This is a genomic window from Flavobacterium sp. NLM (assembly GCF_002210235.1).
Lineage (GTDB): Bacteria > Bacteroidota > Bacteroidia > Flavobacteriales > Flavobacteriaceae > Flavobacterium > Flavobacterium panici.
Map to the genome: position 1 here is coordinate 108456 of NZ_LIAC01000006.1, position 26447 is coordinate 134902.

Here is a 26447-nt window from a genome sequence, read left to right on the forward strand (position 1 = left end):
AAGCGTAACTTTACGTTTAAAAATATTTTTATGAGTTCAGAAAATACAAAAGGATCTTTAGAGACTTCTTTTCAAGATACAATTGCCACAGTGCAGTTTGGGCATCCTGCAAGTAATTCTTTTCCACGTGAATTATTAAATCAACTGACAACAGAAATCAACGAATTGAGCCGAAATGAGAATGTTTCGGTTATCATTTTAAAAAGTCAGGGAACAAAAGCTTTTTGTTCCGGAGCTTCATTTGATGAACTTTTACAAGTTGAAAATGAAGAACAAGGGGCAGAATTTTTTTCTGGTTTTGCACATTTGCTAAATGCAATGCGTAATTGCAATAAATTAATTATTGGCCGCGTTCAGGGAAAAGCAGTTGGTGGAGGCGTGGGAATTATTGCGGCTTGTGATTATACTTTTGCAACATTGTTAAGTGATGTGAAATTATCTGAACTCGCTATCGGAATTGGACCTTTTGTAATTGAACCAGCTGTTTCTCGTAAAATAGGAAAAACTGCAATGGCCGAAATGACATTGGCTGCCGAGCAATGGAAAACAGCTGAATGGGCTTTTCAAAAAGGACTTTATTCTGTTTTATGTGATGCTTCTAATCTGGATAACGATGTTCAGAATTTTGCTAAAAAATTAAGTTCGTACAATCCCGAAGCACTTCAGGAAATGAAAAAGATTATTTGGGAAGGAACAGAGCAATGGGAATCATTGCTAATTGAACGAGCTTCAATTACAGGAAAATTAGTTTTGTCTGATTTTAGCAGAAATGCCTTGAGACAATTTAAAAAATAATTTTTTCTACAGATTAAACGCTTTTTAATAATCCGATTAATCCTTTAATCTGTGGCTAAATAAAAAATAACAATAAATATAAGTTCAAATGAAACTCATTTCATTATTTCAAAAAGTCGATGTTGCAGAGAAAATTAAAAACGCTCCAGACAGCGGTTATCAAATTGGAGTTTTGATTGGATCTTTTATTCCGTTCCTGTTTTTGATAGGAATTGCTTACTGGATGTATATCAGAGCCAAAAAAAGAGACAAAAACGGTTATTAATTTGTAAATTTGCAACCTTAAATTAAAAATCGATGAGTAATATCAGAATTACAAAACAATTTAGTTTCGAAACCGGACATGCATTGTACGGTTACGACGGAAAATGCAAGAACGTTCACGGGCACAGTTATAAATTGTCGGTAACCGTTATTGGCTCGCCAATTACTGACAGATCTAATGTGAAATTCGGAATGGTGATTGACTTTTCTGATCTAAAGAAAATTGTAAAAGAAGAAATTGTCGATCAGTTCGATCATGCTACAGTTTTTAATCAAACAACACCGCATGTAGAATTAGCAAATGAATTAAAAAACCGCGGACATCATGTAATTTTGGTTGATTATCAGCCAACAAGTGAAAACATGGTGGTAGATTTTGCAGAAAGAATTATCGCAAGACTTCCGTCTGGAATTTCTCTTTTCTCACTTAAACTTCAGGAAACAGAATCTTCATTTGCAGAATGGTACGCAAGTGATAATTTGTAAATATTCAATTTTTTAAATTCCAAATTCTAAACTCTTCGACTTCGCTCAGAGAGACAAAAGTCTAAAAATCTAAGAAGTCTAACTATCTAATAATCTAAATGAAAAAAATATATTTTGCTTCAGATCAACATTTTGGTGCGCCAACTCCTGAGTTGAGCCTGCCGCGTGAGCAAAAATTTGTGGCTTGGCTGGATAAAGTTAAAGTAGATGCCGAAGCTATTTTTTTATTAGGTGATTTATTTGATTTCTGGTTCGAATACAAAACAGTTGTTCCAAAAGGCTTTATTCGTGTTTTAGGAAAACTGGCTGAAATTCGCGACAGCGGCATTCCAATTTATTTTTTCGTTGGAAATCACGATTTATGGATGAATGATTATTTTCAAACCGAATTAAATATTCCTGTTTATCATGATAATAAAGAATTTACTTTTAACGGAAAAACCTTTTTAATTGGTCACGGCGACGGAAAAGGTCCTGGCGACAAAGGTTATAAACGAATGAAAAAGGTATTTACAAATCCGTTTTCAAAATGGTTATTTCGCTGGCTTCATCCAGATGTTGGTGTAAGTTTAGCACAATATTTATCAGTAAAAAATAAACTAATTTCCGGTGACGAAGACGTAAAGTTTTTAGGTGAAGAAAACGAATGGCTGGTTTTATACGCCAAACGTAAATTAGAAACCAAACATTACAATTACTTTATTTTCGGTCATCGTCATTTACCTATGATAATTCCGGTAGGAGAGGATTCTAACTATGTAAATCTGGGCGACTGGATTGGATATTTTACTTACGGTGTTTTTGACGGCGAAACTTTCGAACTTCAAAAATTCGAATTGTAACTACTTTTTTTCCATTGGATAAATACTAATTTTATGTGTTCTCAGAATATATTCTGAAAGTTGTTTACTGTTTGAAAGCTGAAATTTAATTGCTCCTGATGTTTTTTTCGGCATATGACATTCTACACAATTATCGGCCATTAATTTCTCAGGCATTATTTTTAGTGTTTTTTCATTGTGTTTTAAACCTTGATGACAAGTCATACAAATTTTAGAATACGATGCCATATTCTTAGAAGCATTTTCATGCGGATTATGACATGTAATACAATCCATTTTTTCGCTGTTTATAAAACACTTGCTTTGCGCCATCAAACGAAACTGATTTCCATGAACATCAAAATTGGCTGTATCGTTAATACTTCTGGTTTCACGATAAAACTCAGATAAATTATCTCCCGGTTTAAATTCAAAACGTGATTTCATTTTCATTCCGTCATTTCCGGCGTGGCAAAGCGCACAGGCATCCAATTTTTGCTGTTTGTTTAAAGTTTTAAAACTGGTAATGCTGTTTGCAACTTTTACATTTGGATTTTTTAAATGAAAATCAACGTGTTTTTTTGCCGGACCATGGCAGCGCTCACAATCAATTCCGTAAACAATGGTTTTTTTATCGATAATATCTTCAATATCCATCGATAGAAAATTTTTCTCCTCAGAATTTTGATTCACACTTCTGCTGCTGGCATTTGATGCATGGCACGAATAACAATCTTTAACTACCATTCGGTCAAAATAAGGTTTGTCAGCAGGAAATCCCGGACTTGTTGCCCAATTGTGTATAGAATTGTAATAGGAAACAGGTAATTCGTATGTATTATTATTACGCCAGTAAACAGAAGTTTGTGCATGTTTAGCACCGAAAACAATTTCAAATCGATGCGCTTCGACTTCTTTTCCGTTTTTATATAAAACCTGATACAGACTGTCGTTACGTTTTTCCATGACTAATTTGGTGTTTTTGTCATAAATAAAAGTATGATTGCCTTCGTCAAAATCGCCTAAAACATTTTCTGAAATTGCGGGAGCAGTAGCTTTAAAGTGAGAACTCTGCAATGCCATGTTGTATTGAACCTGATGACATTGAATACAGCTTTCAGAACCGGCATAGTCAGTTCCGCGTGGATCAATATATTCATCAGATTTGTTGCTGCAGTTCGTAAAGAAAACTGATAAAACAACAAGGGTAAAAAGAATGCCAATTTTTTTCATTGTTGTAAATATACTTTATTTTGAATACAATCAAAATATATTTGAATAATGAAAAAATGATGTTAAAATATTTAGAATGTTTCTAGTTTAAACCGGCTCCGTAAACATATTCATCTAATTCAATTTTGAATAAAGAGCCTTCAACTAAATCTTTAATTGATTTTAATTCTGTCATCGAAACAGCAAGATCTATTGAATTGCAAGGTGTTTTTAATAAAAATTTATGGCAGGAATATTTCATTTCGCAAGCCTCGCAGCAAGTATTTTCCATCATACTGTCTTCAATTAAATCACAAAACTGATTCAATTCTGATAGACTAAAATAAAAGCCTGTTTCTTTAAAAACCAATTGTACTTTGTCCAGAATGGTTTGATTATTTTGTTTCCAGTAAAAGGCTATTCCAAAATTGTTATGATATATCTTCTCTATTTCTCTCATCGTAAATCCTTTTATTTCAACAAATATAAATATTATTTATATTAATTCTAAATAAAAAAATCATAAAAATGAAAAAATATTGAACCATATAAGTGATATAAGTTCATTTAAGTTTGTTTTCAATTTTTTATTAAATGAACTTATATCACTTATATGGTTTAAAAAATTACTCCTGATTATGATGATCATCCATATCTTTTTTAAGATCTAGATTTCTAAAGGTAGGTGATATAAAACCAAAACCTAAAACCGTCAAAAGTGTGATGCTCCCTCCAAAAATAACCGATGTAACCGTTCCCATCAATTTAGCAGTTGCACCACTTTCAAAAGCACCTAATTCATTAGAAGATCCAACAAAAATTGAATTTACGGCACCAACACGTCCGCGCATGTGATCAGGAGTTTTAAGCTGTAAAATGGTTTGACGAATTACTACAGAAATTCCGTCGGCAAGTCCGCTCAAAAATAAAGCAAAAACCGAAAGCCAGAGCGACGTAGAAAGACCAAATAAGATGATTGATAATCCGAAAACAAATATGGCGACTAAAAGTTTCTTTCCTGCATTTTTGTATAAAGGCACATAAGCAGAAACGAGCATTGTAATAAAAGATCCAACTGCAGGCGCGGCTCTTAATATTCCAAATCCTTCAGGACCGACTTTTAAAATATCCTGCGCAAAAACGGGCAGTAATGCAACTGCGCCTCCAAAAAGTACAGCAATCATATCAAGTGATAAAGCACCTAAAACAATTTGGTTTTTAAATACAAAAGTTAAACCTTCGGTAAGACTGTCTTTTATTGATTCTCCAATCTTTGGATTTATGATTGGTTTTGTGCTGATTTGTGATAAAGCTGCTAATGAAAGAAGAGAGAAGCCGAAAACCAGACACATTGACCAGTGAACACCAATCCAGTTAATAGAGAATCCAGCAAGCGCCGGGCCCATCACGGCTCCAATCTGCCAAACCGAACTACTCCAGGTTGCAGCATTTGGATATGCTTTTTTAGGAATGATAAGAGATAATAGAGAGAAAATAGTTGGCCCAAGAAAAGCTCTAACTAATCCGCCCAAAAAGACTAAAGCATAAATGGAATATAAAATAACAGTTGGAGACCAATCGCCAACAACTTTTGGCCAGGTCAGTAAAAACAATCCAAAACTAATTACCGAAAATCCCAAAATACATTTTACGAGTAATCCTTTCTTCTCTTTTTGGTCTACAATATGTCCGGCAAATAATGCCATCGAAACGGCAGGAATAACTTCCATTAAACCAATAATTCCCAGTGAAAGCGGGTTTTTAGTTAAACTGTAAACTTCCCATTCAATCACGATAAACTGCATCGCCCAGGCAAAAACCATGCAGAAACGAAGTAATAAAAACACATTGAATTCTCTGTAGCGAAGTGCCTGATACGGATCTGGCTTGTTTGATTTAGTTGTCATTTGTTCTAATGTCTTTCAGCATAAGCTGTGTTGAAATAGTTCCGTTCCATTCGTTTTCGGCAATTGTATAAGCCAATTGAAACAGATTTTGATTTTGTGCTATATTGAGTTTTTTTCCGAGTCCGAAGCCAATAGCAGCAATTCCGTCGGAATTAGATTGTTTAACGAAAAGTCTTAAATGCTCTTCTTCTGCGCCCAACGTTTTAGCGTAACCCGTATCTTTTATATCCGAAGTCATAAAAACCGGCGTCATATTCTGCGGACCAAATGGCTCAAATTGTTTTAAAATCCGAATCAGTTTTGGTGTAATATCGGAGAAATTTATTTCAGCATCAATTTCGATTTCCGGAGTTCGCATTTCCGGTAAAATAGTTTCCTGTACACATTTCTCAAAAGCTTCTTTAAAAAGCTGATAATTTTCGGCTTTTAAAGTCATTCCGGCGGCATACATATGACCTCCAAATTGTTCCAAATGTTGGGAACACGCATCGAGTGCATTATAAACATCAAACCCTTTTACAGATCGGGCAGAGGCGGCATATTTATCTCCGCTTTTAGTAAAAACCAAAGTCGGGCGATAATAAGTTTCAATTAATCTTGAAGCCACAATCCCGATAACGCCTTTGTGCCAGTCTTCCTGAAAAACAACAGTAGAAAAACGTTCTTCTTCTTTATTTTCCAGAATTTGCTGAAACGCTTCTTTCGTGATTTTTTTATCTAAATCTTTTCGGTCTGCGTTGTATTGTTCAATTTCTGAGGCGAATTGCTGCGCTTGCTCAAAATCAAATTCGGTTAATAATTCAACCGCATGATTTCCATGTTTGATTCTTCCGGCAGCATTAATTCGGGGAGAAATAATAAAAACAACATCGGTAATATCTAAAACTTTCTTTTTTACCTGATGAACCAGAGCTTTAATTCCAGGTCTTGGTTCGCTATTAATTACTTTCAAACCGAAATAAGCGAGAACACGATTTTCTCCCGTTATGGGAACAATATCTGCAGCAATTGCCGTGGCAACTAAATCCAGATAGGGAACCAAATCTTCGATAGTTTCATTTCGGTTTTGTCCTAAAGCCTGAATCAGTTTAAAACCAACACCGCAGCCGCATAATTCGTCGTAAGGATAGGAACAGTCTTCTCTTTTTGGATCTAAAATGGCAACAGCATCCGGAAGAAATTCCCCAGGTCTGTGGTGATCACAAATAATAAAGTCGATGTTTTTTGCTTTCGCGTAAGCGATATGATCAATTGATTTTATTCCGCAGTCGAGTGCGATAATTAAAGAAATTCCGTTATCGTCTGCATAGTCAATTCCTTTATACGAAATGCCATAACCTTCGTCGTAACGATCCGGAATGTAAGTGGCAATATGGGAATAATGTGATTTTAAATAAGAGGAAACCAAAGAAACTGCTGTTGTCCCGTCAACGTCATAATCGCCAAAAACTAATATGTTTTCCTGATTTTCAATGGCGCTTTCTATTCTTGCAACAGCTTTGTCCATATCTTTCATCAAATATGGATCGTGAAGATGCTCTAATGACGGGCGAAAGAAATTCTTGGCATCTTCAAATGTATCAATGCCACGCTGAATCAAAAGTGTTGCTACAAAATCTTCTACATTTAGGGCTTGCGCCAAATGTTTGATTTTATCTTCAGAAGGTTTTGGTTTTATGGTCCAACGCATTTTTTAATTGTAGATTTTAGACTTCAGATTTTAGATTCTCAAAACTAGCGTTTATTAAAACTATTAAATCTTCAGGATTTTTATTTTGACTTTTGAAATTGTAAAATTCATTGTTCATTGATATGTCTAACGCTTTTCCATTGCTAATTTTAATTATATATGGAAATCCTTTTCGTTTAGAAACGTTTAGTAACATATGTGAAAGATATTTCCGGTTATCTTCATTTCTAATTCGTTTACCTTCAAGAAAAATCGGTTCAATGTCATTAGTGAGATTTGGAATAATATTTTTTTCGATATAATGATGATTGTTTTTGCGATTGTTGTAACAAAAGAATTTTTTTCCTTCGATCGATATTAAATAATTGCTATATCTTTTTTTGAATCCTTTTTTTTGAAAAAATTCAAATATCAAATAAACCAGAATTACAGGAAAGAATAATATACACAAAGGAATGCCAATTATAAGCAGAAATATTATAATTGGGATTTCTTTTAATCTTTCCTTCATTTTAAAAAGGTATTAGTATTTATTTCAGTTCCAAGGCATTTCCTTCAAACTTAATTCCGTCCCAGCCCAAGTTGATGAAATTTCTAATGTTTTGGTGATTGGTTCCGTTTGGATCTCCTAAAACTTCTTCAAAATAGAAAGCTCCAAAACAAGCTAAAGTTTCTTCTTTGTTTAAGTTCTGCAATTTTGCAAAAGAAAATAATTTACAAGAACCTGAATTTTCTCCGGCAGCATTATGCTGTGTTCCATTTTGAAAAGCAGTTGGTGTAAAGTTGTAATTTTCTTCGATTACTGCAATAGTTTCAGGAAATGTTATTTGGGTTGGAGTTTGTTTTACTTTTTCTAAAAATGCTTGTATGCTCATGATTATAATTTGATTTTTTTGCGACAGATTAAAAGGATTAAAAAAAGATTTTTTTTGCCACGAATTACACGAATTACACGAATTTCCACTAATTTAATTCGTGCTAATTGGTGTAATTCGTGGCAAGCTTAAATATAATCTGTGTTAATCTGTGAAATCTGTGGCCAATATTGTTTTTTATTCTTCTTCGTCTTTAGAAAATTTACTTTTCTTAGCTTCTTTTGTTATTGTTTTTCCGGCAACGACAACGACGATTTCGCCGCGCGGTGCTGTTTTTTCAAAATGCGCCAGAACTTCTTTTGCAGTTCCGCGCACATTTTCTTCGTGTAATTTTGATAATTCTCTTGACACACAAACTTGTCTGTCTTCTCCAAAATACTGAATAAATTCGGCTAATGTTTTAACGAGTTTATGCGGAGAAACATATAAAATCATGGTTCTGGTTTCTTCGGCTAAAGCCAAAAATCGAGTCTGACGTCCTTTTTTATCAGGAAGGAAACCTTCAAAAATAAATTTATCATTTGGGAGTCCGCTGTTTACAAGTGCCGGAACAAAAGCCGTTGCGCCCGGAAGACATTCTACTTCAATTTTATTTTCGACACAAGCACGAGTTAACAAAAATCCGGGATCTGAAATTGCCGGAGTTCCTGCATCTGAAATCAAGGCGATAGTTTCGCCAGCTTTCAAACGTGCAATTAAATTTTCGGTTGTTTTGTGCTCGTTGTGCATATGATGGCTGTGCATGTGCGTGCCAATTTCAAAATGCTTTAGCAGTTTTCCGCTTGTTCGGGTGTCCTCAGCCAAAATCAAATCGACTTCTTTCAAAACCCGAATGGCTCTAAAAGTCATGTCTTCAAGATTGCCAATTGGCGTTGGAACGATATATAATTTTGACATATTTTTTATATTATAACACGAATTTACTTCGTCTGTTCGCTTTCGCTCGAGTCACGAATTGACACAGATTATAAGTGCTTTTAAAAGATTTCACAAAGAAAAAATTCGTGCTAATTCGTGTAATTTGTGTTTTATTTCTAAGCGAATTTCTTCTCAATAATTCCAAGAAAACGTTCTGCGTAATCGTCTTTTCCTTCCCAATTATTATAATCTGGTTTTACCATGTTTTCGATAAAATCTTTAGCTTCTGCATAAGAATCAAAAGTTAATAATTGGTTTAAAACACGGCTGTAATCTTCTGTACTGTTTCCGAAAAGATTTTTTGTAAAAGCGATTCTGTCGTTCAAATCAATATGAAAACCTTTTGCCAATTTTTCGTTTAAAGAAACTGATTTTGGTTCTTTCGGAGTTTCTAAAACCGGGATTTCAATATTTTTTTTCTCTTTTAAATCATTGTTTGAAGAAGAAACAGGTTCGAAACTGTCCACTTTTACAAATTGTGCATCGGCATAATTGATCCCGAAATCCTCAAATGCAATTGGGATAGGTGTTCCTTTTGATTCTGCTTTAGGCTCTTCTTTAACTTCCTCTTTTATTTCTTCTGTATCTAACTCAAAAGCAGGTTTAAAATCTGGAATTGGGTTTAAATTATTTACAGTTGTGAACGAAAGTTCTTCGATATTATTTTTTGAATCTTCTGTCTTTTCAACTTCTTCTATAACTTCTGGCTGAGGAATTTCTGCAGCAATTGGTCCTTCTGTTTTTTCTTCAACAGGTATTTCAGATGTTTCTTGAACGGTTTCTGTAATTGGCCCTTCAGGAATTTCTGCTGTTATTTCTTCGATAATCGCAGGTTCATGAGTTTCTTCTTCTTTAACTTCATCAATAACTGGAACTTCAGGAGTTTCTTCAGCTTTAATTTCTTCAACAATAGCTGGAGCAGCAGCAGTTTCTGTCTGAATTTCTTCTTTTTCAAAAATAGTTTCAATTTCAGAACTGATTTCGCTGTGGCTGATTGTTGGTTTTACCTCGTCAAAATTTTCATCGACAAATTTTAAAATCGCTAATTTCTCGTATAATTTCTGAGTTTCAAGATATAATTGATTGATATCGGATTTATTTTTAAGTTTTAAAATTCGATGTGCAATGCTGATTAAATCGGCTTCCAATTTTTTTTTCATAACTGTTGAAATTATAGTGAATAAGGTATTTTAGTGTATTTGATGCTTGAATGTCTTTATTCTTAAGGAAAACGGACAGATATTTTAAAGATATTTTTTATTTCTGTTAATAAGCGTCTGCCAATCCCTGATTTGATAAAAATTTTCTACTTTTGAAAAAATGTAAAACAGCACATTTTTACGTCGATTTATTACCAGTACAAAGTAATAAAAACTATTCATTTTTAAAGGCAGAAAAATACAAAATGTTTCTCGAAAATACAGTAAATCACAAAGAACAATTTGGTTGGATTGAAGTTATTTGTGGATCAATGTTTTCGGGTAAAACCGAGGAATTAATCCGCAGATTAAAACGCGCCCAGTTTGCCAAACAAAGAGTCGAAATTTTTAAACCCGCTATTGATACCCGTTATCATGATGAATTGGTGGTATCGCATGATGCCAACGAAATTCGTTCGACGCCAGTTCCGGCTGCAGCTAATATTGCTATTTTAGCTCAAGGCTGTGACGTGATTGGTATTGACGAAGCTCAGTTTTTTGATGATGAAATTGTTACGGTTTGTAATGATCTTGCTAATCAGGGAATTCGTGTGATAGTTGCAGGTCTTGATATGGATTTTAAAGGAAATCCTTTTGGGCCAATGCCGGCACTTATGGCTACTGCCGAATATGTAACGAAAGTTCACGCTGTTTGCACCAGAACCGGAAATCTTGCGAATTACAGTTTCCGTAAAACGGATAATGATAAATTGGTAATGCTTGGTGAAACCGAAGAATATGAGCCGCTGAGCCGTGCCGCGTATTTTAAGGCAATGAAAAAAAACCAGGAAAAATAAATCTAAATTCTATTTAACTTTAATAACCAATACAAGAAAAGCAGAGTATGAGAAAACAAAATATCTTACTATTAATTGTGATTGGAATTGCGGTGGCTTTAGCTGTTTATTTTCAATTTTTTCTTTCTGAAAAAGCAGATGAGGTAAGTACTGAAATAACAGAATTAGTTGAAAAATATAATAAAAGCTGTCCGTTAAAAATTCAGGAGGGCATTCGTTTAGACAGCGTTAGTTTACATGAAGAAAGAGTTGTTCAGTATAATTTGACATTGCTGAATGTAGAAAAAGAAACTGCGGAAGTTAATGTTATACAAGACGAAATTGAGAAAAGTCTTTTAAGTACAGCAAAAGCAAATCCGGGACTTCAGGTTTTTAGAGATAATGATTATACTTTGATTTATAGTTATAGTGACAAAAAGAAAGGATTTTTGTTTACGGTGAAAATATTACCGGATCAATATAAATAATTTGAACTTTTACAAATTGGTAAACCCGACAGGTTTTTAAAACCTGTCGGGTTTGTTGTTTTTTAGAAGTCATTCCATTCCATACATTCCATAGGAATGTTTCATCGGTAGAAAAATATTGGATTTGTGAGGTATACGTTCCGTAGAAACGTTTGATTAATATAACAGACATCGTTTTAATATAAAAAACCAAGTGTCCCGAAGGGACACAATGCCAAACGCTTTTTTTTTTCTACCAACCAGATATTCCTACGGAATAACAAATAATATCAATTAATGTAAACTGGACTGAAGTCCAGCTCTACAAAATAATTCGTTCCTTCGGAACTAAGAAAGAGCCAGAGGCTCGATACATATTGTAGGGCTGGACTTCAGTCCAGTTTAAGATGTAATGATGTGTAAAAGCACAACCCGATTTTTTAAAAACCTATTGGGTTTGTTGTTTTTAAAAGAAAATATTCATTCCGTAGGAATGTTTCATTGGTAGAAAAATATTTGTTTGTGAGGCATACGTTCCATGGGAACATTTGATTAATGGATGATGAATAATCTCAATTGATGTAAACTGGACTAAAGTCCAGCTCTACAAAATAATTCGTTCCTTCGGAACTTTGAAAGAGCCAGAGGCTCGATATATATTGTAGGGCCGGATTTTAATCCGGTTTGACGTGCAATGATTATGTGGAAATAATAAAGCCCGATAGATTTTAAACCTATCGGGCTTTATTATTTTAAATGAACTTATATTTCTTATATGGTTTGTAAAAAAAAACTAAATTTTCTTTCTCATTCTCGCAACCGGAATATCAAGTTGTTCACGGTATTTTGCAATCGTTCTTCTCGCAATTGGATAACCTTTTTCTTTTAAGATTTCGGCTAATTGATCGTCTGGAAGTGGTTTCTTTTTGTCTTCTTCTTCAATTGTATTCTTAAGGATTTTTTTGATTTCTAAAGTCGAAACATCTTCACCTTGGTCATTTTTCATGGCTTCAGAGAAGAATTCCTTAATCAGTTTTGTTCCGTATGGCGTTTCCACATATTTACTGTTAGCAACACGCGAAATCGTCGAAATATCCAAACCAACCATATCTGCAATATCTTTTAAGATCATTGGTTTTAGTTTGGTTTCGTCGCCGTCCAGGAAAAATTCTTCCTGATAATGCATAATCGCATTCATCGTTACAAAAAGTGTTTCCTGACGTTGTCTAATCGCATCGATAAACCATTTAGCCGAATCCAGTTTTTGTTTGATAAACTGAACCGCATCTTTCTGTGCCGTCGATTTATCACGAGAATCTTTATACGTCTGCATCATTTCCTGATAATCTTTAGAAACGTGCAGGGAAGGAGCATTTCGCCCGTTTAGAGTTAGTTCCAATTCGCCATCCACAATTCTGATAGCAAAATCCGGAACCACATTTTCAGTTACTTTATTATTTCCTGTAAAAGAGCCGCCCGGTTTTGGGTTTAGTCTTTCAATTTCGTGAATCGCTTTTTTAAGCTGTTCGTTCGAAACGCTGTATTTCTGTAATAATTTGTCGTAATGTTTCTTCGTAAAAGCATCAAACTGATTTTCGATAATATCAATCGCTAAATCAACATATTCAGTTGGCGTTTTATGCTTTAATTGTAACAATAAACATTCCTGTAAATCACGCGCTCCAACTCCCGAAGGTTCAAGTTCATGAATGACATGCAGCATTTTTTCGACCATTGCTTCATCAGTATAAATTCCCTGAGTAAAAGCCATATCGTCTACAATATCCGGAACGCTTCTGCGGATATAACCCATATCATCAATACTTCCAACAAGAAACTCCGCAATTTCGCGTTCTTCATCGTTTAAAATAAAAGTATTCAGCTGATTGATTAAATCCTGATGAAAACTAATTGGCGAAGCAAAAGGCGTTTCGCGTTCTTCATCATCACTATAATTGTTAACCTGAGTTTTGTAATCTGGAGTATCGTCGTCGCTTAAGTATTCGTCAATATTAATATCGTCTGCTTCGATTCTGTCAGACTCTGCATCATCATAATCGTCGTAGTCTTCATTTGCGAATTCATCCGCTTCGTATTCTTCTTCTTTTCCAGCTTCAAGAGCCGGATTTTCGTTCATTTCTTCTAATAAACGCTGTTCAAAAGCTTGCGTAGGCAATTGAATTAACTTCATCAGCTGAATTTGCTGTGGAGATAATTTTTGGGATAATTTTAAATTTAAAAATTGCTTTAGCATAGTTAAGGCGCTATTTTTTGCCACTAAGGCGCGAAGGCACAAAGTTTTTTTATTTGTTTTTTGTTTCTTGCCACAAAGGCATTAAGCCACAAAGTTTTTTTTGCTTTCTTATATTTCTATGAAAACTTAAAATACTCTTTTTGTATTTATAAATCTTCTAATGCCACTCTTTATTAATGGAACATTGAAGTTAATTAAAAATCCTAAATCTTTATTTAGCAATTTTAATTGACTTATAATTTGTGCTTCCCAAACCGGATTTATTTGTTCAACCGCTTTTATTTCTATAATTATAGAATCTTCAATCAGTAAATCTAATCTTAATCCTTCGCTAAATTCAATTCCATCATAAAAAATTGGAATATCAACCTGACGTTTTACATCAAGACCAGCTTTTGTGATTTCATGGGCTAGACAAACTTCATAAACTCTTTCTAATAATCCAGGTCCAAGTTGTTTATGAACCTTAAATGCCGAGTTTACAATTATTTTTCCAATTTCTTCTGTTCTTTCAGAGAGCATATTTTTTTTTGGTTTTGCCACGAAGGCACTAAGGCACAAAGCTTTTTGTTTTAAAAGTTTTTTAAATCTTCAGTAAACAATAAAATAATACTTGTGAATTTGTGTCTTCGTGGTATTATTTTAATTTTTTTAGAGTCTTTAATTCAGTTTAAAAATAAACTTTGCGTCTTTGTGCCTTCGTGGCAATAACCTTATGTATTAAAACTCCGCACTTCCAGGAGTTCTAGGGAAAGGAATTACGTCTCTAATGTTTGTCATTCCTGTTACAAACAATACCAAACGCTCAAATCCTAAACCGAAACCTGCGTGAGTTGCAGAACCAAATCTTCTGGTGTCTAAATACCAGTATAATTCTTCTTCGTCGATTTCCAGAGCTTTCATTTTTTCAACCAAAACATCGTAACGTTCTTCTCTTTCAGAACCACCAACGATTTCTCCAATTCCAGGGAAAAGAATATCCATTGCACGAACCGTTTCTCTTCCTGGCTCCGTGTTGTCGTTCAAACGCATGTAAAACGCTTTAATGTTTGCCGGGTAATCGTATAAAATTACCGGACATTTAAAGTGTTTTTCAACTAAATAACGTTCGTGTTCAGATTGTAAATCAGCTCCCCATTCTTCAATGATATATTGGAACTTTTTCTTTTTATTTGGAGTTGAATCTCTTAAAATATCAATTGCTTCCGTATAAGAAACACGTTTGAAATTGTTTTCTAATACAAAGTTCAATTTCTCTAACAAAGCCATTTCGCTTCTTTCTGCTTGTGGTTTTGATTTTTCTTCTTCAAGAAGTCTTCCTTCTAAGAAAGCTAAATCGTCTTTACAGTTGTCTAAAGCATATTTAATTACATACTGAATAAAATCTTCAGCCAAATCCATATTGTCATCAAGATCGTTGAAAGCAACTTCCGGCTCGATCATCCAGAATTCTGCTAGGTGGCGAGAAGTGTTTGAGTTTTCAGCTCTAAAAGTTGGTCCAAAAGTATAAATCTGTCCCAAAGCCATAGCGAAAGTTTCACCTTCTAATTGTCCAGAAACTGTTAAGTTCGTATGTTTTCCAAAGAAATCTTTTTTGAAATCAATGTTTCCTTCTTCATTTTTTGGAAGATTATCCAATGGCAATGAAGTTACCTGAAACATTTCTCCAGCACCTTCAGCATCAGCTCCGGTAATAATTGGCGTATTTACGTAAACAAAACCTTTGTCTTGAAAATATTTGTGAACTGCATAAGACAATACCGAACGCACACGCATAATTGCTCCAAAAGCATTTGTACGTACACGTAAATGTGCATTTGTACGTAAAAATTCTAAAGTATGTTTTTTAGGCTGCATTGGGAATTTTTCAGGATCAGAATCTCCAAGAATTTCCAATTTAGTAACCTGAATTTCGTATTTCTGACCCGCACCTTTACTTTCAACCAAAGTTCCAAATACAGAAACTGCAGCTCCGGTTGTGATTCTTTTTAAAGTCTCTTCCGGTGTATTTTCAAAATCAACAACACATTGTATATTATTAATGGTAGAACCGTCATTAAGCGCGATGAACTGATTATTTCTAAAAGTTCTCACCCATCCTTTTGCATTCACTTCCTGTAGCGTCGTCGTACTGTTTAATAAGTCTTTAACCTTTGTGTGTTTCATTTTTATTTTAGATTTTAGATTTCTGATTTTAGTTTAAAATAAAATCAGTGTTTTTATATCGAATTGCAAATATAAACGATAATAATTAATTTTTGAAGCTGTTTCCTGCTATCCGCTATATCTTTTTCTTGCTAAAGAAGCAAGAAAAAGGATGTCGCTTCTATCAGGGCTAGGGCATTCGGTTTCATGAGAACCATTTTAGATGCAGTTTTCATTCCGAGTAACGAGGAATCGCACTAGTAATTCCGTAAAGCAAATCACTAATAGTTGTCGAGCTTCGAGTGAGATTTCTCCTTTGTCGAAATGATAGACTATTTAGAGATTAGGTATTATTCCATAAGTAATATATAAAATCGACTTCAAAAAATACTGTAAACAAAATTGCTATTAATAATGAAATAGAAAATGCTTTACGAGTTTGATTTTTTACTAAAAGATTAGATTTTTGTAAAATGAATTTTATTATAATTCCTCCAATCATTGTGTAAATAAAAATAGATAGACAAAGAAATATAAAGTGGATAAACGTTATAAATCGTGCTAGTCCATATTGTCCTTCAGCTAAACAATTGCTACTATATAAATAAAGTAATGCAATTGCCATAATTCTTTTCTTTACCATCTTAATTCGTGTCAATTCGTGAATCCCGATAGCTATCGGGAGTGGCAAAAAAAACTATTTCTCCAAATTCTCCAATTCCTCCTTCTTAGTTTTCTTCTTCTCAAAAGTCAAAACCAGCGAAGGCAATACAACCAAGTTCGCAAACATAGCAAAAGCCAAAGTACAAGAAATTAATCCTCCAAGCGCAATTGTTCCGCTAAAGCTTGATAACGTGAAAGTCGCAAAACCTAAAATCAAAACAACCGATGTGTAGAAAGTACTAATTCCAGTTTCTCTTAAAGCACTAAAAACCGATTTCTTAACTTTTCCGCCGCTTTGAAGCAAGTCGTGTCTGTACTTCGCCATAAACTGAATCGCATTATCAACCGAAATTCCGAAGGCAATACTAAATACTAAAATAGTCGAAGGTTTTAAAGGAATTCCAAAATAACCCATTAATCCAGACGTAATACAAAGCGGCAAAACATTTGTAATTACAGATGCCATTACCATTTTGAAAGAACGGAATAAATATAAAATCAGAATTGCAATCGTTAAAATCGCGAAGATTAATGACTCAATTAAATTTTCTACCAAATATGTAGTTCCTTTCTGGAAAACCAATGCTTTTCCGCTAACGGTAACTTCATAACGATCTTTTGGGAAAATTTCATCGATTTTGCTGTGCAATTTTTTCTCCACTTTAGCCATTTCGTCCGTTCCAATATCTTTCATGAAAGTTGTGATTCGGGCATATTGTCCAGTTGAATCAACATAAGCTTTCATTAAATTTTCCTTGCTGTTTTTAGTTGCATTTTTAGCATAACTCAAAATAAAAGTCTGCTCCTGCGAAGTTGGCAATTGGTAATATTCCGGATTTCCGTTGTAGAAAGCCTGTTTCGAATATTTAACCAAATTCACAATGGAAACAGGTTTTGCTAATTCTGGAATTTCAGCAATTGTATTTTGAAGTTCATCCATTTTACGAATCGTTGAAGCCTTCATAACACCTTTTTTCTTTTTGGTGTCAATCATGATTTCAAGCGGCATAACTCCGTTAAACTCTTTTTCGTAAAATAAAATATCTTTAAAGAAAGAAGCACTTTTTGGCATTTCACCAATCAAACTTCCTGAAACTTTCATTTGTGAAACTCCAATTACGCTGAAAACCAAAAGCAAGCCGTAAACAATATAAACGTATCTGCGTTTTGTTTTAACTACATCTTCAACCACATTTAATAAAGTCGAAATGTAAGTTTTAGTCAAGTGATATAAATGCTTTTCTTTTGGCAATGGCATAAAACTATATACAATTGGCACAATAAAAAGTGTCAATAAATAAACAGAAATTACGTTGATTGAAGTTACCAGACCAAATTCAAAAAGCAAATCATTTCCGGTAATCATAAACGTAGCAAAACCAATCGCAGTCGTTAAATTCGTCATTAAAGTCGAAACCCCAATTTTTGAAATTACACGCTGCAGCGCCTTAGCCTGATTATTATGTAATTTAATTTCCTGCTGATATTTATTAATCAGGAAAATACAGTTTGTAATACCAATTACAATAATTAACGGTGGAATAATTGCTGTTAAAATCGTGATTTTATATCCAAATAATCCAAGTGTTCCAAACGACCAGATTACTCCGACAATTAATATACAAATCGAAATAAAAGTCGCTCTGAATGAACGGAAAAAGAAAAAGAAAATCAATGAAACTGTCAATAAAGCCGCACCAATAAAAAGACCAATTTCGCCTTTCATATCCGCTGCATTAATTGTTCTGATATATGGCATTCCCGAAACTTTAAGATCAATTCCGGTTGTTTTTTCGAATTTATCGATTTTCGGAACCAGATTTTCAAGAATAAAAGTTTTTCTTTCAGCAGTATTTACCAGTTTTTTATTGATGTAAATTGCAGAACGAACACTTCCGCTTTCTTTATTGAACAACAATCCTTCGTAAAAAGGTAAATTATGGAATAAATCGTACTGAACGCTTTTTAAATAAGCTGGATCTAAAACTTTATTTTGATCGATAAATGGCGTTAAAACAAATTTTTCGTTAACGGTATCTTTCTCTAGTTTTTTTAAATCGTTTAGTGAAACAACTAAATCTACTTCTTTAGATTTTTTTAAACCTGTCATTAATTCATTCCACGCAGCATAGTTCTTTGGAGTAAAAAAGTTTTTATCCTGAAAACCAATTACAACTAAGTTTCCTTCTTCGCCAAACTTGTCTAAGAATTTTTGATATTCTTTATTTGCGATATGATCTTTTGGAAGCAGGTTTGCTTCAGTATAAGTCATAGCAAGGTTTTTCCATTGGTAACCAAGGAAAATAGTTAAAGCAGAAAGGATGACCAGAATTGTGATTCTGTTTTTAAGTATGATTCGGGCTAATTTCTCCCAGAACCCAACTTTAATAGCGTTTTTCATAAAATCTTTAAAAATGGTTGCAAATGTAGTGAAAACTGCTCAAAATCATAAACAATCGATTGTATTTTACTTAATGTTAACACAAATGAACACCTTAAAAATTTGTGATAAATTTCTTTCTTTTCACTGTTTAGTCGTTAGCTTTTCTCATATTTGCAGTTAATTTAAAAATGAAAAGAAAATGAACTGGATTTTATTGATTATTGCCGGACTATTTGAAGTTGGATTTGCATCGTGTTTAGGAAAAGCAAAAGAAACATCAGGAATTACATCAACTTATTGGATGGCCGGATTTTTTGTATGTCTTTCAATCAGTATGATTTTATTGTATAAAGCAACGCAAACTTTACCAATTGGAACTGCTTATGCCGTTTGGACAGGAATTGGAGCAGTTGGAACTGTTTTAGTCGGGATTTTTATTTTTAAAGAACCGGCAGCTTTCTGGAGAATATTTTTCCTTACAACATTAATTGCTTCTATTATTGGGTTGAAATTCGTTTCAAGTCATTAAAAATATATGCCACAGATTTCACAGATTTAAAGGATTTTTTCATCAAAATAATTATTTTTAATCTGTGAGAATCTGTGTAATCTGTGGCAAAAAAAAACTTTAATTATCCTTAAACAATGCAGGAAAACAATACCACAACTTTTATATTTCTAGCCATTCTTTTACTGTTAATTATCATAATTTGTTTTATGATATATCAATTAACGCAGGCAAAAAAGGCAAAAGATAATGCCGAAAAAAGTTTTTATGCACTCGAAGCAAAAGTAAACGACTTGCAGTTAGAGAATTTAGAGTCAAAACTAAATCCGCATTTGTTTAAGAATATTTTGAATTCGATTCAGTCGCACGCATATCAAACTTATTTTGCTCTGGATAAACTGGCAAATGTGCTGGATTATATTTTATACGAAAGCAAAAAGAAATTCGTAACCGCAAAAGAAGAAATAAATTTCGCATTGAATTTAATCGAAATCAATAAAATCAAAATCAGTCCGCTTTTTGAACTGAAGATCAAAACCAATATCAACGAAGATGATAAATTGTACGATCAGCCTTTGCTGGCGCCTTTGATTTCGATTGATTTAATTGAAAATGCCTTTAAACATGCTGATCTTCAAAGTGCCGATGCTTTTATTTCGGTAGTTTTTGAATTTCGTGACAACGCTTTTTCTATGACTGTTTCGAATAAAATTTCAGATAAAAAAGTATTGAAAAAGGAGCGAAGCGGTTTTGGCCACGCCACTTTAGAACATCGTCTGCGTATTATTTACAAGAATAATTTTAAACTTGATAAATTTGTAGAGAACGATGTTTATATTGCCCATCTAAAAATAGATTTACTTGAATACAAAACTGAAATGCTTGCTTCTGGACGATGAGATTCCGGGATTAACGTACTTGAAAATGCTTTGCGAACAAATTCCTGAACTGGAAATCGTAAAGACATTCAATAATCCGCAGAAACTTTTGTCTGATATTCCCGAACTCGAATTTGATTTGCTAATTTCAGATATCGAAATGCCTGGAATGGACGGACTTCATCTGGCTGAAATGGTTGGTAATAAATTAGTGATTTTTTGTACGGCGTATAAAGAATATGCCGCCGATGCTTTTAATATCGATGCGGTAGATTATATCACAAAACCGGTAAAACTGGAACGTTTGCAAAAAGCAGTTTCAAAAGCTTTAGAACGTTTTGAAAAGCCGGATGCATCTAAAAAATTTATTCAGTTAAATACCGATAAAGGAAAAACACTGCTTTATTTTAATCAGATTCAATACATCAAAACGGCTGCAAGTGACAGTCGGGACAAAACGGTTTTGCTTGCCGACGGAAGTTTTTTGAACTTGAAAAACGTAAAATTCGATACACTTTTAAACGAATTGCCAGAAGCTGATTTCTGCCGAATTAACAAAAAAGAAATCATTGCAGTAAAAGCGATAAAATTCTTCAACCACAACGAAATTGTACTGCATCACGTTGAAGAAAATAATAAAAACACTACTTTAATTTTAAGCGAAACTTACCGTTCTGATTTTTTAAAAAAGGTAAAATTATAAGCTCTTCTCCCGATGCCTCGGGATAGCTTAGAGTGACAATACAAAATATTTAAGAATAAAGTTTTAGCTATAATTTGAATTTGAAATTTCAGGATTTGGAATTTTATTTTACTGTCATCCTGAGCGAAGTCGAAGCCCTTTTTAGTTCCATAGGCCTTCGACTTCGCTCAGGATGACAATGCTTTTTAGATGTTGTTTTTAACTTATTACAAAGTTTTTCCGACTTGTTACATACATTGAAAATTAGGTGTAAATTTACTTTTCCACTTGAAGCCCACTTCTGATATTTGCGGCAATAATTAAAAGAACGAGTTATGAATAACATTAAGAACTCCTTATTCTACGTAACCATTATTGGAGGTTTTACCGCTCTGATATATTGGGTAATTTCAAAAGGCGCTGCATTAGAAGTAGGCCGTAATATCATCAAGAAAAAAATCGAAAGTAATCATTGGAATGATTTCCTTCATTCAATGGTTGAAAATTTACAGCATCCATTAGCTATTTTACTGGCGCAGATTGTGACTATTATTTTAGTGGCACGTTTGTTTGGATGGTTTTTTAGAAAAATTGGACAGCCGTCTGTAATTGGTGAAATGATCGCCGGAATTGTTTTAGGGCCATCTTTAGTCGGGATGTATTTCCCTGAATTTTCTGCAGCGTTGTTTCCAAAAGAATCCTTAGGGAACTTACAATTTTTAAGTCAGATTGGTTTAATTCTTTTCATGTTCGTTATTGGAATGGAACTGGATTTGAAAGTGTTAAAAAACAAAGCACACGATGCTGTTGTTATTAGTCACGCCAGTATTGTAATTCCGTTTGCTTTAGGATTAAGCTTAGCATATTATATATATCATACTTTTGCGCCGGTTGGTGTGGAGTTTGCTTCTTTCGGATTGTTTATGGGAATTGCGATGAGTATTACTGCATTTCCGGTTTTGGCCAGAATTGTGCAGGAAAGAGGTATGCAGAAAACCAAACTCGGAACCATTGCCATAACGTGTGCCGCTGCAGATGATATCACGGCTTGGTGTATCCTGGCTGTTGTAATTGCTATTGTAAAAGCAGGTTCTTTCACGAGCGCGTTGTATGTAATTGGTTTAGCAATTTTGTATGTAATTATAATGTTGAAAATCGTTCGTCCGTTTCTAAAACGTGTTGGAGATTTAAATTCAACAAGAGAAAGTTTAAACAAACCAGTTGTTGCGATTTTCTTCATTACACTTTTAATTTCTGCATATGCTGCTGAATTAATCGGAATCCATGCTTTATTCGGAGCTTTTTTAGCGGGAGCAATCATGCCGGAAAACAATAAATTCAGAAATATATTTATTGAGAAAGTAGAAGATGTTGCGATAATTGTATTACTGCCATTATTCTTCGTATTTACAGGTTTACGTACACAAATAGGTTTGCTTAACGATCCCGGATTATGGAAAATTACCGGATTAATTATAGCGGTTGCCGTGGCCGGAAAATTCTTTGGAAGTGCATTAGCAGCAAAATTTGTGGGTCAAAACTGGAAAGATAGTCTGGCCATTGGAGCCTTGATGAACACAAGAGGTTTAATGGAGTTGGTTGTTTTAAATATTGGATACGATCTTGGTGTTTTATCGACAGAGATTTTTACCATGATGGTCATTATGGCTTTGGTAACCACTTTTATGACAGGGCCGGCTTTAGATTTCATCGGGTTTGTTTTTAAAGATAAAATCACGGCTATTCCACAGGAAATTGGAAATAAAAGTAAATACAAAATACTGCTTTCCTTTGGAACTCCTGAAAGAGGAAAAAAACTGTTGCAAATTGCCAATAGTTTAGTTAAAAAACAGCAGGATAATTCAATCGTAACGGCAATGCATTTGTCTTTAAGTACAGAAATACATTCGTTTGATGTAAAAGAACACGAACGTAAAATGTTAGTTCCGGTTATCGAAGAATCGCACAAGCTGAACCAAAATATGGTAAGCCTGTTTAAAGTTTCTAATGATATTGATACCGATATCATTGACGCAGCGAATCAAGGAGAATATGATTTACTATTGGTTGGTTTAGGACAGTCTATTTTTGATGGAACTTTACTTGGAAAAATTCTTGGTTTTACAACCCGAATCGTAAATCCGGATCGTTTAATCGACAAGTTTACCGGAAAAGAAGGTTTATTTGAAAATAATCCTTTTGATGAAAGAACGCGTCATATTCTTGCAAAAACCAAAATGCCGGTTGGTATTTTTATTGATAAAGATCTTGAAGAAGTAAATCAGGTATTCATGCCGATTTTTAGCCGTGAAGATGCTTTTTTAATTGATTTTGCTAAAAAATTAATCAATAATAATGGTTCACAAATTACAGTTCTGGATGCCAGCGGTGAAGTAAAAAACACACGAGACATTCAGGAAACGATTCGTTCTATCGAGCAAATTGCACCAAATCATATTATGATTATGCACGACAGAACAATCAAAAAAGATTTTCTGGATAGTCAGAACTTAATGATTATAAGTTTAGACAGCTGGAAAAAATTGATCGAATCTCAAAGTACATGGCTGAATAATACGCCTTCGGTGCTGATTTTGAAACCATAGTTAGTTTAAAATTCCAATATTTAAATTCCAAATTCCAATTTTTATGATTGGGGTTTGGGATTTTTTTATGGTATTAATTGTCTGCAGACCTTTGTCAAAGTTTTAAACTTTGACAAAGGTTAACCGTAAAGTTTATTATAGAAATCGAAATGACAAACTTTGTGTATAATTAAACTTTGTGGAGTTACGAGACGATCCTTCGACTTCGCTCAGGAAGACAAAAATAGGAGAATTGCTTTGTGCTCTCATCAAAACATGTTTTCTTAATAAACTTTGCAAACTTTGCGAAAAAAAACTTTGTGACCTTTGCGGTTAAACTCGCTCTAATTGGAATTTGGAATTTTAAGATTTGGAATTTAAAATTTATAATCCCAAATCAAGAACATAAGAAATCTTAACCGCAATATTATCATCAAATTCAGGTAATTGATTCGGACCGTAGCGATAGAATCCGCCGAGACCAAAACCTTTGTAGATTTTATTTAATTCAATTCCTGATTCGAAGAAACCTTTATCTAATGTCTTATAAGTCGGGCCAACGTGTTGTTCCGGTTTTTCCATATTTCCCCACGCCATTCTGGTAACTAAAACTAGTGAAGGACGTACTTTTTTCATGATTTTAATTCTATCAAAACCATGTTTGATTTGAAAAAACACATATTGACTGGAGAAAAATTCATTAAAAAACATAGTTTCAAAACTGTTTCTTCCGGCAAAAGTTATACGCTGAATAATAGTTTCCTTAGTAAGGTTATTCGGCATGGTATTATATAAATGCGTAATCGGAACATCACCTATTGCATGACCTCCCTGTAAAAGCAGACTTGTTTTTTGACCGTTTAGATATTTCTTTTCGTACTCCGTTTTGAAATCTATTTTTCCGAAACTAAAATCATTATCTAAAACATTTGGCAGCGATTGTGTATACTGAAAAGTAAATCGAGGGAATCTTTTATCAGATTCCGTTCTTCCTGTTGGAGTCTGCATAAAGTCGCTGAAAGGCGCCCAAACAATAGAAACCATTGCGGTTGTCATAATAAAACTTGAATACAACTGACCGTTGTAATTAAAAAGATAATCGAATTTAGGCTCAACATACGTTCGGGATAGTTCCAGAACAGCTTCTGTCTTCGGAATGATTTTCGTCTGTACATTTGCTTTCCAGCTTTTATAATGATAAAAAGTACTAATGTTGATTGGTCTCGGATCATAAATTTTAAATACACGTTTGTCAACAGCAAACAGTGTACTAGCAATTTCCCGTACATCATCTGTATACGATCCGTTTAACCAAGTGTTCGTATTTTGGTCTAATAAAACACCAGCTCCTAAATTGTATTTAACAACACCGTCTTTTGTACCGTATGCCGTATAGCCTTCAATTCTAAAATCTTTAGAAAATTTATCATTTGTAATGCCTCCAAGACCTAACCGAAAACCTTCGTAATTGTTGTAACTAATAATTTTCTTTAAATCTAAATCAACAGGGCCAATTGGAATATAGCCATTAATGATTTTTCGGCCTAATCCCAAACGTTTTTCAATTCTTTTATTGATAGATAAGCTGTCTAATAATTGATACGTTTTCTGGCTTTTTTGGTCTAAAGCTTCTTTGCGGTACTGATTCCAAAATTCTTCCGGCTTTTTGCTTGCATCGTCTTTAATTTCAATATAAAGAGATGGGTTTTTTATTGGAGTTTCGGTATTGTAATGAATATCAAAATTATTACTTTCAGAAAGTAAATAGGTGAAATCTGAAGCGGCTTTTTTTCTAGGTTCAAAATCTTCGGCAACATCTCCGTCAAACTGAATCGTTCCGCCTAAAATTTTAATATCATCGTCATTTTTACCTTTTACGATTTTAAAAGTCGTATTACTTTGAAACCATACTTTTTCATTTGGCACGTAATCAAATTCGTGAATACCGCTAATATCTAAAACGCCTTTTATGCGCATTACCGCTTTTGCAATAGCAAAATTTTGCGAGTCGATATACAACACACCTTCTAAGCCTGATGTTCTTCGTTTGTGTTTATTTTTAAAGTAAATCATAAAAGTTTCACGTCCTTTTATGTTTACGGTATCCAGTAATTTGTAATTGTAGGTTCCAGGAGCTGTGTTCGAAATAGGATTTTCGTATTTAGTTTCGAAAAGCTCATATTTGTTATCGTAAATCGAAATAGACTGTAAATTGAAAGCGATAACTTCATAAATAGGATTTTTAAAACCGGCTATTTTGGTTCCCAGAACCGTTTCTTTAAGTTTATTATTTCCGAATTGATATTGTGAAACTTTTTCGGTTTGAAATAAATGCTGTTTGCTTATTATTTCTTTGAATTTATAATCAGAGGAATCGATGTTGATTTTCTTTTTATTAAAGTCTTTATAAACGGCAGATGAATCTATTCTCCCGTCAATCGAATCAGGATTGGCGGTAACAATAAGTTTATTATAGGTTTTGTACTCAAAACTGCTTAATTTTTTCTGCGGATTATTATTGTTTTTATTGGCAATAACTTTTTTGATAATCGTTAAAGCCGGATTTTCATTAGAAACAATAACTTCTTTTAAATCATCTGTTTTTTGAGATAAGGAAACAGAATAAAACTTTTTGTTTTCTACTATCGCAATAGTTTTAGTTTGAAAACCAATATAGGAAACAATAAAATTCCCCGAGTTTATAGAAGTTTTGAATGTAAATTTCCCGTCAACATCTGTAATTGTGTTGCTATTATCAGAAGTTTTAATAGTCGCAAAGGGAAGTGGCTTGTTGTTTGAATCTGTTACAATTCCGCTTATTTGAAATTGCGCCTGAATACTAAGCGTAAAAAATAAAGTCAAAAAACAAAATAGCCTCATAGAGAATTATATAGATTCAAAAACGGAAAGAATTCAATTTTGGTATGCAAAAATAAGAA

The 26447-nt window shown here is 33.7% G+C and carries 23 protein-coding genes; 10 read left to right on the forward strand and 13 right to left on the reverse strand.

The genetic code is table 11. The features are described from left to right. The first annotated feature begins 30 nt into the window (after positions 1-30). The 4 genes from APR43_RS09200 to APR43_RS09210 all read left to right on the forward strand — a co-directional run bounded on the left by APR43_RS09200 (position 31) and on the right by APR43_RS09210 (position 2387). Entirely contained in the window at positions 31-795 is a 765-nt protein-coding gene (locus APR43_RS09200) for an enoyl-CoA hydratase/isomerase family protein (RefSeq protein WP_053473284.1), read from the forward strand. Positions 796-883: 88 nt separating this feature from the next. After that, on the forward strand, positions 884-1060 hold the full coding sequence (locus tag APR43_RS24450; protein WP_165590700.1) for a hypothetical protein: 177 nt from the start codon (positions 884-886) through the stop codon (positions 1058-1060). Positions 1061-1092: 32 nt separating this feature from the next. Continuing rightward, positions 1093-1545 (forward strand): 6-pyruvoyl trahydropterin synthase family protein, encoded by a 453-nt coding sequence (locus APR43_RS09205; protein ID WP_053473283.1) that lies wholly within the window; start codon positions 1093-1095, stop codon positions 1543-1545. Positions 1546-1643: 98 nt separating this feature from the next. Then, positions 1644-2387, forward strand: coding sequence for a UDP-2,3-diacylglucosamine diphosphatase (locus APR43_RS09210; protein WP_053473282.1), 744 nt, complete (start codon positions 1644-1646; stop codon positions 2385-2387). On the opposite strand, the gene APR43_RS09215 is transcribed toward APR43_RS09210, so the two are convergent. From APR43_RS09215 to APR43_RS09250, 8 genes are all read right to left on the reverse strand, one after another. Beyond that, positions 2388-3599: a cytochrome c3 family protein gene (locus APR43_RS09215; RefSeq protein ID WP_053473281.1), complete on the reverse strand. Its 1212-nt coding sequence runs from the start codon at positions 3597-3599 to the stop codon at positions 2388-2390. Between the two features lie 82 nt (positions 3600-3681). After that, positions 3682-4038, reverse strand: a complete 357-nt coding sequence (locus tag APR43_RS09220) for a hypothetical protein (protein ID WP_053473280.1) — start codon at positions 4036-4038, stop codon at positions 3682-3684. 166 nt (positions 4039-4204) lie between these two features. Further along, a complete protein-coding gene (locus tag APR43_RS09225; RefSeq protein WP_053473279.1) occupies positions 4205-5485 on the reverse strand; it encodes an MFS transporter in 1281 nt (426 codons plus the stop codon). Then, complete coding sequence (gene recJ, locus APR43_RS09230; protein WP_053473278.1) at positions 5475-7175, reverse strand: single-stranded-DNA-specific exonuclease RecJ; 1701 nt, start codon at positions 7173-7175, stop codon at positions 5475-5477. The genes APR43_RS09225 and recJ overlap by 11 nt, the downstream gene beginning before the upstream one ends. A 16-nt stretch (positions 7176-7191) precedes the next feature. Further along, the gene (locus tag APR43_RS09235) at positions 7192-7686 is read right to left on the reverse strand and encodes a hypothetical protein (protein ID WP_053473277.1); all 495 of its coding nucleotides are present in this window, start codon (positions 7684-7686) and stop codon (positions 7192-7194) included. 19 nt (positions 7687-7705) lie between these two features. Then, positions 7706-8050, reverse strand: coding sequence for a HopJ type III effector protein (locus APR43_RS09240; protein ID WP_053473276.1), 345 nt, complete (start codon positions 8048-8050; stop codon positions 7706-7708). Between the two features lie 177 nt (positions 8051-8227). Then, positions 8228-8947, reverse strand: a complete 720-nt coding sequence (gene rsmI, locus APR43_RS09245; RefSeq protein WP_053473275.1) for a 16S rRNA (cytidine(1402)-2'-O)-methyltransferase — start codon at positions 8945-8947, stop codon at positions 8228-8230. A gap of 137 nt (positions 8948-9084) precedes the next feature. Further along, complete coding sequence (locus tag APR43_RS09250) at positions 9085-10128, reverse strand: hypothetical protein (RefSeq protein ID WP_053473274.1); 1044 nt, start codon at positions 10126-10128, stop codon at positions 9085-9087. A 245-nt stretch (positions 10129-10373) separates the two neighbouring features. Here APR43_RS09250 and APR43_RS09255 point away from each other — a divergent pair, with 245 nt between their 5' ends. Both APR43_RS09255 and APR43_RS09260 read left to right on the forward strand, forming a co-directional pair. Then, complete coding sequence (locus APR43_RS09255) at positions 10374-10964, forward strand: thymidine kinase (protein ID WP_053473446.1); 591 nt, start codon at positions 10374-10376, stop codon at positions 10962-10964. Between the two features lie 47 nt (positions 10965-11011). Further along, entirely contained in the window at positions 11012-11431 is a 420-nt protein-coding gene (locus tag APR43_RS09260) for a hypothetical protein (RefSeq protein WP_053473273.1), read from the forward strand. Between the two features lie 772 nt (positions 11432-12203). On the opposite strand, the gene rpoN is transcribed toward APR43_RS09260, so the two are convergent. From rpoN to APR43_RS09280, 4 genes are all read right to left on the reverse strand, one after another. Then, positions 12204-13664 carry an RNA polymerase factor sigma-54 gene (gene rpoN / locus APR43_RS09265; RefSeq protein ID WP_053473445.1) on the reverse strand — a complete coding sequence of 487 codons (1461 nt, stop codon included), beginning with the start codon at positions 13662-13664 and terminating at the stop codon, positions 12204-12206. 126 nt (positions 13665-13790) lie between these two features. Then, positions 13791-14186, reverse strand: coding sequence for a GxxExxY protein (locus tag APR43_RS09270; protein ID WP_053473444.1), 396 nt, complete (start codon positions 14184-14186; stop codon positions 13791-13793). A gap of 198 nt (positions 14187-14384) precedes the next feature. After that, positions 14385-15830, reverse strand: coding sequence for an asparagine--tRNA ligase (gene asnS / locus APR43_RS09275; RefSeq protein ID WP_053473271.1), 1446 nt, complete (start codon positions 15828-15830; stop codon positions 14385-14387). A 676-nt stretch (positions 15831-16506) separates the two neighbouring features. Beyond that, a complete protein-coding gene (locus tag APR43_RS09280) occupies positions 16507-18873 on the reverse strand; it encodes an efflux RND transporter permease subunit (protein WP_053473270.1) in 2367 nt (788 codons plus the stop codon). Between the two features lie 181 nt (positions 18874-19054). Between APR43_RS09280 and APR43_RS09285 the strand changes: the two genes are divergently transcribed. The 4 genes from APR43_RS09285 to APR43_RS09300 all read left to right on the forward strand — a co-directional run bounded on the left by APR43_RS09285 (position 19055) and on the right by APR43_RS09300 (position 23529). Continuing rightward, positions 19055-19384, forward strand: coding sequence for a DMT family transporter (locus tag APR43_RS09285; RefSeq protein WP_053473269.1), 330 nt, complete (start codon positions 19055-19057; stop codon positions 19382-19384). A 116-nt stretch (positions 19385-19500) separates the two neighbouring features. Next, positions 19501-20262 (forward strand): sensor histidine kinase, encoded by a 762-nt coding sequence (locus APR43_RS09290; protein WP_053473268.1) that lies wholly within the window; start codon positions 19501-19503, stop codon positions 20260-20262. Further along, positions 20225-20944, forward strand: coding sequence for a LytR/AlgR family response regulator transcription factor (locus APR43_RS09295; protein WP_053473267.1), 720 nt, complete (start codon positions 20225-20227; stop codon positions 20942-20944). The genes APR43_RS09290 and APR43_RS09295 overlap by 38 nt, the downstream gene beginning before the upstream one ends. A gap of 314 nt (positions 20945-21258) precedes the next feature. Then, on the forward strand, positions 21259-23529 hold the full coding sequence (locus APR43_RS09300) for a cation:proton antiporter (RefSeq protein ID WP_053473266.1): 2271 nt from the start codon (positions 21259-21261) through the stop codon (positions 23527-23529). Positions 23530-23892: 363 nt separating this feature from the next. Here APR43_RS09300 and APR43_RS09305 read toward each other — a convergent pair whose 3' ends face one another. After that, positions 23893-26388 (reverse strand): DUF5686 family protein, encoded by a 2496-nt coding sequence (locus APR43_RS09305; RefSeq protein ID WP_053472457.1) that lies wholly within the window; start codon positions 26386-26388, stop codon positions 23893-23895. Positions 26389-26447: the final 59 nt, after the last annotated feature.